The sequence below is a fragment of the Flavobacterium panacagri genome (assembly GCF_030378165.1).
GTDB classification, from domain to species: Bacteria; Bacteroidota; Bacteroidia; order Flavobacteriales; family Flavobacteriaceae; genus Flavobacterium; species Flavobacterium panacagri.
On the sequence record NZ_CP119766.1, the window covers coordinates 1,917,453 to 1,929,619 of the forward strand.

At 37.0% G+C, this 12,167-nt stretch carries 3 protein-coding genes; all 3 read left to right on the forward strand.

The genetic code is table 11. The features are described from left to right. Positions 1 to 174: 174 nt before the first annotated feature. From P2W65_RS08650 to P2W65_RS08660, 3 genes are read left to right on the forward strand one after another with little or no spacing between them, the layout of a single operon-like run. On the forward strand, positions 175 to 9,153 hold the full coding sequence (locus P2W65_RS08650; RefSeq protein ID WP_289664919.1) for an HYR domain-containing protein: 8,979 nt from the start codon (positions 175 to 177) through the stop codon (positions 9,151 to 9,153). A gap of 48 nt (positions 9,154 to 9,201) precedes the next feature. Further along, a complete protein-coding gene (locus P2W65_RS08655) occupies positions 9,202 to 10,113 on the forward strand; it encodes a PorP/SprF family type IX secretion system membrane protein (RefSeq protein ID WP_289664920.1) in 912 nt (303 codons plus the stop codon). An 8-nt stretch (positions 10,114 to 10,121) separates the two neighbouring features. Then, positions 10,122 to 12,128, forward strand: a complete 2,007-nt coding sequence (locus P2W65_RS08660) for an OmpA family protein (protein ID WP_289664922.1) — start codon at positions 10,122 to 10,124, stop codon at positions 12,126 to 12,128. Positions 12,129 to 12,167: the final 39 nt, after the last annotated feature.

A 12,167-nucleotide genomic window follows, 5' to 3' on the forward strand; every position in this document is an offset into this window, starting at 1 on the left:
AAGTCTTACGCTTTGAAATGCTTATGGTAAAATTTTACTATTCTAGTGCTGAAAAAAGTTTTTTCAACTACTCAAAATCCAATCCTTATAATTTTTCGTATTTCATCAATATGCTAAAAACTATCATCAGTTTTTCAGTGTCTTATATTTCTGTTCCACAAACCCAAGTTGTCTATGCGTAACTTTACTTTTAATTGGTTTAATTTACTTAAGCCAAATTTTATTGTCTTATTCTTTTTTTTGATAAGCTGTAGTGCTTCTGCTCAGTTTTATTCAAAACATTATATTGCGCCGGCTCCCTGGCAGTATTTTAGTAAAGCAAATGAAATTGTCATAGCTACAAATTCTACATCTACTGTAAATGTTTCCATATCAAAAAGTAATGGAACTTTAATTGCTAATTTAACTACAGTAAAAGGAACTCCAGCTGTTTATAGATTTGCTGGTTTGCCAAAAAATGCTCCTGCATATGCATTTAATACTATTTTGAATAGTGCCGGATTAATAATTTCAGGTAATGCCCCTGTTTCTGTCAATTTAAGAAATATTGCTTCTGATGCGTTAGGTAGCGACGGAAGTGATAAAGATATCAAAGGAAATGCAGCATTAACTAGTTTCGGTGATGCTGGAATAGGAATTAGATACAGAATAGGATATTATAGAGACGGATCTTTGGGGAATTTTAACAATTATGGAGACCAACGTCCTATTTACAGTGTAATGGCGATTAGTAACGGTACAACTATAAAACTTAATAACGCAGTTATTACAACATTAGATGCAGGACAAAGTTATTTGTTTACTGCACCTATGGGATCTTTAGTAGAGACTTCAAATCCAACAGTAATGAACACTTCTGCGGCGATAGACACGCCAAATGGCTGTGGAGATGGAGCTTATAATCAAATTCCTCCTGAAGCAGTTTTAGGAACAGAATATTTTATTGAAAGAGGAAAAGGAAATGATACTGCGGAGCAGACAACTGTAGTGGCAACAAAACCCAATACGGTTTTAACTATAGATACATTTTCAGCAACAGGTGCGTTAACAGCTACTGTAAATAAAACACTAGTTAATGCTGGTGATTTTTACACCTTCAAAAATGGTGTTTCTGGAACTAATTTCTCAGCATCTAGAGTTTTTGCTACAAATAATGTTGCTGTATACTCAGGAACTGCACGAGATTGTGAGGTTGATGTTTATACTATTGCGCCTGTTTCACAATGTGGCGGGTCTAATTTTATTGAAACGGCTAAATTTAGGAATTATGGAGTAGATGCATTGCCTTATTTTGGATATGTACTTTTGAAGGATGCTTCTGAAAAAGTATATATAAATGGAGTAGATATCGAAACGAAACCAGGAATTGCTGCTCGTCATCAATTAGGCAATACAGGTTGGTACTTGATTAATTTTGAAGACAATCAAATAGGAAGCCCTGATATTCTCTCGCTTTCAAGTTTAGCTAAATTAACAGTTTCGATTGTACAACAAGGAGGAGGATTTACGATGGCTGGATTTTTCTCAAATTTTGCAGTTCAACCAGCAGATCCAACCTTTACTTATGTATCAGGGGGAGGATGTACCAATAATACAGCTACATTAACTACACCTACAGGGTTTGCTCCTTATCAATGGTATCTAAATGGAGTGGCAATTTCAGGTGCAAACTCAGAAACATATACAGCTACGAAAACAGGTTCATATTCAGTTGCTTCAACCTTGACTTGTGGAGCTCAGACTCAATCTAAACCAGTTTCAGTTACTTTATGTACTGATTTAGGAGTTACAAAAACAGTAGATAACGCGACACCATGTGTTGGTTCTAACGTTGAGTTTACTGTAAAATTGAGCAATTTAGGTGTGAATAATGCTACGGGAGTTTCGATAAACGATCTACTTCCGAGCGGATATACATTTGCCAGCTCAACACAAACAGTAGGAAGTTATAATGCAACAACGGGTGTTTGGAGTATAGGAGATGTAAATGGAGGAGTTGTAGAAACATTAAAAATTACTGCAAAGGTTAATGCATCTGGTGTTTATACTAATACAGCAGCTTTGCCGGGAACAACAACAGATAGTAACTCAAATAATAATAGTGCTAGTGTTTCAACTAATCCAAATCCATTGCCAACTGCTTCGATAACAGGAACCTTAACGGCTTGTTTAACAACTACTTTGACGGCTGTGACAAATGCAGCATCTCCAACGTATGTTTGGTATAAAAATAATGCTGTGATTTCTGGTCAAACATCCTCATCATTGGTTGTAAATTCTGATGGAGATTATAAAGTAAAAGTTACAAATTCTTCGACAGGATGTGAAACAACTTCTACTGCTTCTACAGTAAAAGTAAGTGATACAGACAAACCGGTAAAACCTGTTTTGGCAGATATTACAGCGCAATGTTCAGCAACTGTAACCGCTCCAACCACAACGGATAATTGTGCAGGTACTGTGACAGGAACAACAACAAGTCCGTTAACATATACAGCTCAAGGAACCTATTCTATTACCTGGAGTTTTAATGATGGAAATGGGAATGTTGAAACTGCAATTCAAAAAGTGATTATTAAAGATACTCAAAAACCAGCAATTACATGTCCAACAGCAGTTGTGGTTTCTGCAGATGCAAATTCTTGCGTGGCAACCGGTGTTAATTTAGGCACGCCTACCACATCAGATAATTGCAGTGGAGCAGTAACGGTAACAAACAATGCACCGTCAAGTTTTCCAATTGGAAATACAACGGTAACTTGGACAGCAACAGATGCTGCAGGAAATACGCAGACCTGCACACAGACAGTAACAGTAAACGATACCCAAAAACCAGCAATTACATGTCCATCGGCAGTTGTGGTTTCTGCAGATGCAGATTCTTGCTCGGCAACAGGAGTTAGTTTAGGCACTCCGACAACATCTGATAATTGCAGTGGAGCAGTAACGGTAACAAACAATGCACCGTCAAGTTTTCCAATTGGAAATACAACGGTAACCTTGACAGCAACAGATGCTGCAGGAAATACGCAGACCTGCACACAGACAGTAACAGTAAACGATACCCAAAAACCAGCAATTACATGTCCATCGGCAGTTGTGGTTTCTGCAGATGCAGATTCTTGCTCGGCAACAGGAGTTAGTTTAGGCACTCCGACAACATCTGATAATTGCAGTGGAGCAGTAACGGTAACAAACAATGCACCGTCAAGTTTCCCGATTGGAAATACAACAGTAACCTGGACAGCAACAGATGCGGCAGGAAATAAACAGACCTGCACGCAGACTGTAACAGTAAACGATACCCAAAAACCAGCAATTACATGTCCATCGGCAGTTGTGGTTTCTGCTGATGCAGATTCTTGCTCAGCAACAGGAGTTAGTTTAGGCACTCCGACAACATCTGATAATTGTAATGGAACAGTAACGGTAACTAACAATGCACCGTCAAGTTTCCCGATTGGAAATACAACAGTAACCTGGACTGCAACAGATGCGGCAGGAAATAAACAGACCTGCACGCAGACTGTAACAGTAAACGATACCCAAAAACCAGCAATTACATGTCCATCGGCAGTTGTGGTTTCTGCAGATGCAGATTCTTGCTCGGCAACAGGAGTTAGTTTAGGCACTCCGACAACATCTGATAATTGTAATGGAACAGTAACGGTAACAAACAATGCACCGTCAAGTTTTCCGATTGGAAATACAACAGTAACCTGGACAGCAACAGATGCGGCAGGAAATAAACAGACCTGCACGCAGACTGTAACAGTAAACGATACCCAAAAACCAGCAATTACATGTCCATCGGCAGTTGTGGTTTCTGCAGATGCAGATTCTTGCTCGGCAACAGGAGTTAGTTTAGGCACTCCGACAACATCTGATAATTGTAATGGAATAGTAACGGTAACAAACAATGCACCGTCAAGTTTCCCGATTGGAAATACAACAGTAACCTGGACAGCAACAGATGCGGCAGGAAATAAACAGACCTGCACGCAGACTGTAACAGTAAACGATACCCAAAAACCAGCAATTACATGTCCATCGGCAGTTGTGGTTTCTGCAGATGCAGATTCTTGCTCGGCAACAGGAGTTAGTTTAGGCACTCCGACAACATCTGATAATTGTAATGGAACAGTAACGGTAACAAACAATGCACCGTCAAGTTTTCCGATTGGAAATACAACAGTAACCTGGACAGCAACAGATGCGGCAGGAAATAAACAGACTTGTACTCAAATAGTAAAAGTTGTAGGCCCGATTAAACCCAATAATGATGTGGTTTCGATTAACGGATATCCAGGAGGAACTGCCGTTTCAGATGTTTTAGCAAACGATTTTCTTAATTGTAAAGCAGTAGTCAGAAGTGAAGTTGATTTGACTTTGGCTTCTTCATTACCGTCAGTTTTAACTTTTGATACTACAACAGGAAAAGTTACTGTTAAGCCAAATACACCAGCAGGAACATATTCTTTTGACTATAAAATTTGCGAAGTGGCGAATACTTCTAATTGTAATACTGCAACTGTAGAAATAAAAGTTACCGCACCAGCAATTTTAGCTGTAAAAGAAGACTTAGGACCAATCAATGGAACAATAGGAGGTACAACGACATCACTTATTGCATCGGATAAACTGAATGGAGTTCAGGCCGTTATTGGATCAAATCCGGGACAGGTTACTTTAACAGCAGCGAATGTTCCAGCAGGATTTACCGTTAATGCAGACGGAACAATTACGGTAAGCAAAGGTGTTAAAAAAGGAAATTATGATATTGAATATACCATCTGCGACAATAATAATATTACGACTAACTGCTCAACAGCAACTTCAACAGTTACTGTAACAGCAGCAGATTTAGTTGCCAATCTGGACGCTGCGGGATCAGTAATTGGAGGAAACAGTTCTCAGGCCCTTATCAATGTTTTTGATAATGATACTAAAAACGGGGCAAAACTGGATCCGTCAGAAGTGAAACTGACACCTGGAACAGACCCGAAAGGCTTCTTAACAATTGATTCAGACGGAAATGCGATTTTAGGGGCTAATGCACCGGCAGGAAATTATGAATTAACATATGAAATCTGCGAACTTTTCAATCCAGGGAACTGCAGTACAAATAAGGTTCAGGTTACAGTTACCGCACCAGCAATTTTAGCTGTAAAAGAAGACTTAGGCCCAATCAATGGAACAATAGGAGGTACAACGACATCACTTATTGCATCAGATAAATTGAATGGAGTTCAGGCCGTTATTGGATCAAATCCGGGACAGGTTACTTTAACAGCAGCGAATGTTCCAGCAGGATTTACCGTTAATGCAGCCGGAACAATTACGGTAAGCAAAGGTGTTAAAAAAGGAAATTACGATATAGAATATACCATCTGCGACAATAATAATATTACGACTAACTGCTCAACAGCAACTTCAACAGTTACTGTAACAGCAGCAGATTTAGTTGCCAATCTGGACGCTGCGGGATCAGTAATTGGAGGAAACAGTTCTCAGACCCTTATCAATGTTTTTGATAATGATACTAAAAACGGGGCAAAACTGGATCCGTCAGAAGTGAAACTGACACCTGGAACAGACCCGAAAGGTTTCTTAACAATTGATGCGGACGGAAATGCGATTTTAGGGGCTAATGCACCGGCAGGAAATTATGAATTAACATATGAAATCTGTGAACTTTTCAATCCAGGGAACTGCAGTACAAATAATGTTCAGGTTACAGTTACCGCACCAGCAATTTTGGCTGTAAAAGAAGACTTAGGCCCAATCAATGGAACAATAGGAGGTACAACGACATCACTTATTGCATCGGATAAACTGAATGGAGTTCAGGCCGTTATTGGATCAAATCCCGGACAGGTTACTTTAACAGCAGCGAATGTTCCAGCAGGATTTACCGTTAATGCAGACGGAACAGTTACGGTAAGCAAAGGTGTAAAAAAAGGAAATTACGATATAGAATATACCATCTGCGACAATAATAATATTACGACAAACTGCTCAACAGCAACTTCAACAGTTGCTGTAACAGCAGCAGATTTAGTTGCCAATCTGGACGCTGCGGGATCAGTAATTGGAGGAAACAGTTCTCAGACCCTTATCAATGTTTTTGATAATGATACTAAAAACGGGGCAAAACTGGATCCGTCAGAAGTGAAACTGACACCTGGAACAGACCCGAAAGGTTTCTTAACAATTGATGCGGACGGAAATGCGATTTTAGGGGCTAATGCACCAGCAGGAAATTATGAATTAACATATGAAATCTGTGAACTTTTCAATCCAGGGAACTGCAGTACAAATAAGGTTCAGGTTACAGTTACCGCACCAGTTATCCTTGCTGTCGCAGAAACGTTAACTCCATCAATTAATGGAAGTATTGGAGGAACAACTTCAAATTCTGTGATAGAGAATGATACATTAAATGGAAATCCAGTTGTTATCGGCACTCAAAATGGTCAGGTAAAATTAACAGCCGTAAATGTTCCAGCAGGATTAACATTAAATACAGACGGAACAGTAACTGTCGCTGTTAATACTCCTTCAGGAATTTACAATATAGAATACAGTATCTGTGAGATTACGAATCCATTAAATTGTGATACTGCAATTTCAAAAGTTGCAGTAAATAATGGAACTTTAGTTGCAAATTCAGATGCTCTTTCTTCAGTTAAACCATCAAATGCGTCTCAGACTTTAGGAGGTAATGTATTTGATAATGATACAAAAAATGGGCAGCCGTTAAATCCTTTAGATGTAACGCTGACAACATCAACACAAGATCCAAAAGGATATTTAGCATTGAATCCAGACGGAACAGTGATTTTAGGAGCTAATCCACCGGCAGGTGATTATGAGTTGACTTATACTATCTGTGAAAAATTGAACCCAGAAAACTGTAGTTCAAATAAAGTAAGAGTAACAGTTGATGTTTTTGTAATCGATGCAATTGAAGAAACGTTAACGCCATCAATTAATGGAAGTATCGGAGGAACAACTACAAATTCGGTAGTAGATAATGATACATTAAATGGAAATCCAGTTGTTATCGGCATTCAAAATGGTCAGGTAAAATTATCTGCAGTAAATGTCCCAGCAGGATTAACATTAAATGCAGACGGATCAGTAACAGTAGCAGTTAATACGCCTTCAGGAATTTATAATATAGAATACAGTATCTGTGAGATCACGAATCCTTCAAATTGTGACAGTGCGATTTCAAAAGTTGCAGTAAACAATGGAGTATTAATCGCAAATGCAGATAATATTCCATCTGTAAAAGTTTCGAATACAGCAAAGAATTTAGGATTTAATGTTTTTACAAATGATACCGAAAACGGAATTGCGTTAAATCCATCAGATGTAAATCTGACGATAACAACTCCAGATCCAAAAGGATACTTAACAGTTAACTCTGATGGAACAGTAACTTTAGGATCTAATGCACCAGCTGGTGACTATGAATTGACTTATACTATCTGTGAGAAATTGAATCCAGGAAACTGTAGTTCAAATACAGTACGATTAACAGTAGAAAGTAATCTTGTAGCTAATTTAGATTCAGTGCCAGCAACAGTTGGAATTAATACACAGCAAACATTGATAAATGTTTTTGCAAATGATACTAAAGATGGAAACTCTTTGGTACCGTCAGATGTAATTCTTACCACGACGGTTGCTGATCCAAAAGGGTATTTAACAGTAGATGCAAACGGAAATGCTATACTAGCACCAAACGCGCCAGCGGGAGATTATGAACTAACATATTCAATTTGTGATAAATTAAATGCATCAAATTGCAGTACAAATATGGTGAAGGTAACGGTTACGGCTCCAATAATGAATTCAATTATTGCAAATAATGATGCAGATGGGCCAATTGATGTGAAAAAAGGAATGAATGCATCTATTAACATTTTTGCAAATGACCTTTTAAATGGAGTGAAACCAAGTCCTTCAGATATTATTTTAACAACTACGGTGGCGAATCCACATATAACATTAAATGCAGACGGGGCTATAAGCATAGCTCCAAATACACCAGATGGAACGTATGAAGTGACTTATCAAATTTGCGAAGCTGCAAATACATCAAATTGCAGTCAGCCAGCTGTAGTTAAAATTACAGTTGTAAATAGTGCTGATCCAGCTGGTCCACCAGCATCAAATCAGATTAGTTTAGGAGATGATACCAATATTAGTGTAGACGGAATTAATGGAGATTTAGAATTCATAAATGTTCTAGGAAATGATTTGATAAACGGACAGCCAATTAATCCGGCAGCTGTTGTAATAAAACCTTTAACAATTGATAACTATTTCGAATGGAATGCTGATGGAACAGTTAGCGTAAAACCAAATACACCTGGAAAAACGTATACGTTAACATATCAGGTTTGCGAAAAAGCAGATCCATTAAATTGTTCGACTGCAGTATTGACTGTTTTTGTTGAAGTTCCAGCAATAGCGGTTGTTAAAGCGGCCACATTTAATGACGAAAACAACAGCGGATTTGCAAATGCAGGCGAGACAATTACATACAAGTTTACATTAACAAATACAGGAAACGTGCCGCTTACAGGAGTTATAATAAACGATCCATTGCCTGGAGTAAAAGTTTCTGGACAAGCAATTGATTTAGCAGTAAATGAATCTAATGAGACAAATTTTACGGCTATCTACAAAATAACTCAAGAAGATATTAATCGTGGAAGTGTAACTAATCAGGCAATTGCAAAAGGAAGCAGTTTAAGAGGAGTTGCAGTTGAAGATCAATCAGATGATTCAAGTAACAATGGAGATAATCCTACGGTGCTGGATTTAAATGGGTGTTCAATTAAAGTCTTAAAAGCTTTTTCTCCAAACGGAGACAGCAAAAATGAGAGATTCTACATTAGAGGAATTGAATGTTATCCAGATAATACAGTTGAAATTTATAATCGTTGGGGCGTATTGGTTTTCAATATAGATCAATACAATAATAGTGACAGAGCATTTATCGGATATTCTAATGGACGTTCAACAGTTAAGCAAACAGAAGGTCTGCCAGTTGGAACTTATTTCTACATTTTGAAATATAAAGACAGTGCTAAAAACCCACACCAAGAATCAGGGTATTTATACATTAATAAATAAAATAGATTACGGCTTAGTAAAAGTTAAGCCGTTTTTAAAGCTTACGAAATGAAAAAGTTAATTTTAATTTTTATGTTTTTTTCGATTGTGTCTCATGCGCAGCAAGATGCGCAGTTTACACAGTATATGTACAACACAATCGAAGTTAACCCGGCTTATGCAGGTTCGCGTGGTGTCATGAGCGCGTTTGGTTTGTACCGTACCCAATGGGTTGGTTTAGAAGGTGCGCCTCAAACAAGTACATTTTCAGTGAATACACCTTTAAGCAATAGCGATTTGGGACTTGGTGTTTCGTTGGTAAATGACAAAATTGGGCCAACTACAGAAAATACATTATCAGCCGATTTGTCTTATACAATACCAACTTCAGAGAGCTGGAATTTGTCTTTTGGTATTAAAGGAACTGCAAATATTTTCAATTTGGATGTGAATAAGTTAAGTATGGAAGATCAAGACGATCAGATGTTTCAGAATCTAAAAAACAAGTTTTCTCCAAATGTTGGAGCAGGGATTTACTATCACTCAGACCGCGCTTATATCGGATTATCTGTGCCTAATTTTATAGAAACCAATCGATATGATGCTGATGACACAGCTATTTTTAAAGACAAAATCAATTATTATTTAATAGCGGGTTATGTATTTAATTGGGATCGCTTAGAATACATTAAGTTCAAACCAGCTTTAATGACCAAAATGGTCGAAGGTGCACCGTTACAGGTAGATGTTTCTGGAAACTTTATGTTTAACGATAAATTTGTTGTAGGTCTTGCTTACCGCTGGAGTGCATCAGTTAGTGCAATGGCCGGGTTCCAAGTTACAAAAGGAATGTATATAGGATATGGCTACGATCATGAAACTACAAGATTGAGAAAATACAATTCTGGATCTCATGAGATTTTCCTAAGATTCGATTTCTTCAATAATTATAATAAAATGATATCTCCACGATTCTTTTAATGAAACCTATGAAAGTTAAAAATATAATTTTGATCTTTTTGCTGTCTGGATTTTCAATAAGTGTGAATGCACAATTCACCAATATGAACTTAAAATATGCAGACAAAAAATACGATGAATACGCTTACGCAGATGCTATAAAAGTGTATGAGAATTTAGCAAGTAAAGAAAGTGCCAATGAAGGAATAATACAGCGTTTGGCTAATTCGTATTATTTTAATGGAGAACTGACAAATGCATTAAAATGGTATGAACAATTATTTCTGATCAATCCAAATCAGGAATCAGAATATTTGTATCGTTATGCGCAATCTCTAAAATCGGCTGGGAATTACCGTAAATCTGATGAAGTTTTACAGAAATTCAATGAAAAAGCAGTTTTAGAAAAAAGAGCAGATTTAATCAGAAATTATAAAAATTATCTGGAAGAAATAAAAGAAAATTCTGGACGATTTGAAATTGCAGATGCAGGAATGAATTCCCGTTTTTCAGATTATGGAAGCACAGTCTACAATAACAAAATTATTTTTACCTCTGCCCGTGATACAGGAGGTGTTTTTAAACCTAATTTTGAGTGGACAAACAAATCATTTTCTAGATTATACACGGCGGTTTTGATGCCAGATGGGAGTGTTGGAAAACCAGAACTTTTGGTAAAAAGAAAAAAGGATAAATTCAACGAATCGACATCAATTTTTACCAAAGACGGCCGAACAATGTATTTCACCAGAAATAATTATACCGATGGTAAAAGAGGCAAAAGCGATAAAGATGTAACGCTCTTAAAATTATACAAAGCAGAATGGATTGATGAAGAATGGAAAAATATTAAAGAACTTCCATTTAACAGTGATCAATACAGTACAGCACATCCAGCTTTAAGTATAGATGAGAAAACTTTGTATTTTGCATCAGATATGCCAGGAACGTTAGGTCAGTCAGATCTATTTAAAGTTGCAATTAATGATGATGGAACTTTTGGTAAGCCAGAAAATTTAGGGCCATCAATTAATACAGAAGGAAGAGAAACTTTTCCTTTTATCTCTGGAGACAATGAACTTTATTTTGCTTCTGACGGAAGACCAGGTTTAGGCGGACTTGATATTTTTGCAGCAAGAATAAAGAAAGAAGAAACTTTTGATGAAGTTCTTAATGTTGGAGAGCCTGTAAACAGTAAACAAGACGATTTTGCGTTTAGCATCGACAGCAAAAACAGAAATGGATTTTTCTCTTCCAACAGAGATAATGGCCATGGTTTAGACGATATTTATAGATTTACAGAAACGAGAAGATTAATCTGCGAACAAAATTTATCAGGAACAGTAACAGATTCAGAAACCAATGAGTTTCTTGCGAATACACAGTTGACTTTATTTAATGAAAAGTTTGATCCAGTAGGAACAATTGTTACAGACGAAAAAGGGAATTATATTTTTCCTAATGTAAAATGTGGCAAAAAATATACGATCAGAACTGCAAAAACGGACTACAATGCAAAAGAAGTTTTTGTAAATATTCTAAGAGATAAAGAAACAACTTTGATGATTGGTTTGAACAAAGTATTTAAACCTCTTGTTGCGGCAAAGACAGTGGCAATCAAAAAAACGAATATTAGTCCTGTAAAAATAGGCTCAATAAGAGTTGGAGTAGATATCGCAAAACTTTTAAATCTGCCTATGAACTTTTTTGATTTAGGTAAAGCAACAATCAAAAAAACATCTGAGCCACAATTAATGAAAGTAGTGAACTTGTTAAATGAATATCCAAATATGAGATTAGATATTCGTTCGCATACTGATAGCCGTGCATCTTCAGAAAGTAACCAGATTCTTTCAGAAAAAAGAGCACAGTCAACCAAAAACTGGCTAATTCAAAAAGGAATCAGCGAAGATCGATTGACAGCCAAAGGTTATGGAGAAACGCAGCTGGTGAACAAATGTGCAGATGGTGTAAAATGTACAGAAAAACAGCACATGCAGAACAGACGTAGTGAGTTTATTATTGTAGCAATGTAAAAGTTTGTTTTATAAGTTCTAAAGTCTTTTCTAAAAATT

What these genes read in the sequence shown, in the direction of transcription:
- P2W65_RS08650 (WP_289664919.1), top strand. Translation starts at nt 175, where the DNA reads ATGCGTAACTTTACTTTTAATTGGTTTAATTTACTTAAGCCAAATTTT.
- P2W65_RS08660 (WP_289664922.1), top strand. Translation starts at nt 10,122, where the DNA reads ATGAAAGTTAAAAATATAATTTTGATCTTTTTGCTGTCTGGATTTTCA.
- P2W65_RS08655 (WP_289664920.1), top strand. Translation starts at nt 9,202, where the DNA reads ATGAAAAAGTTAATTTTAATTTTTATGTTTTTTTCGATTGTGTCTCAT.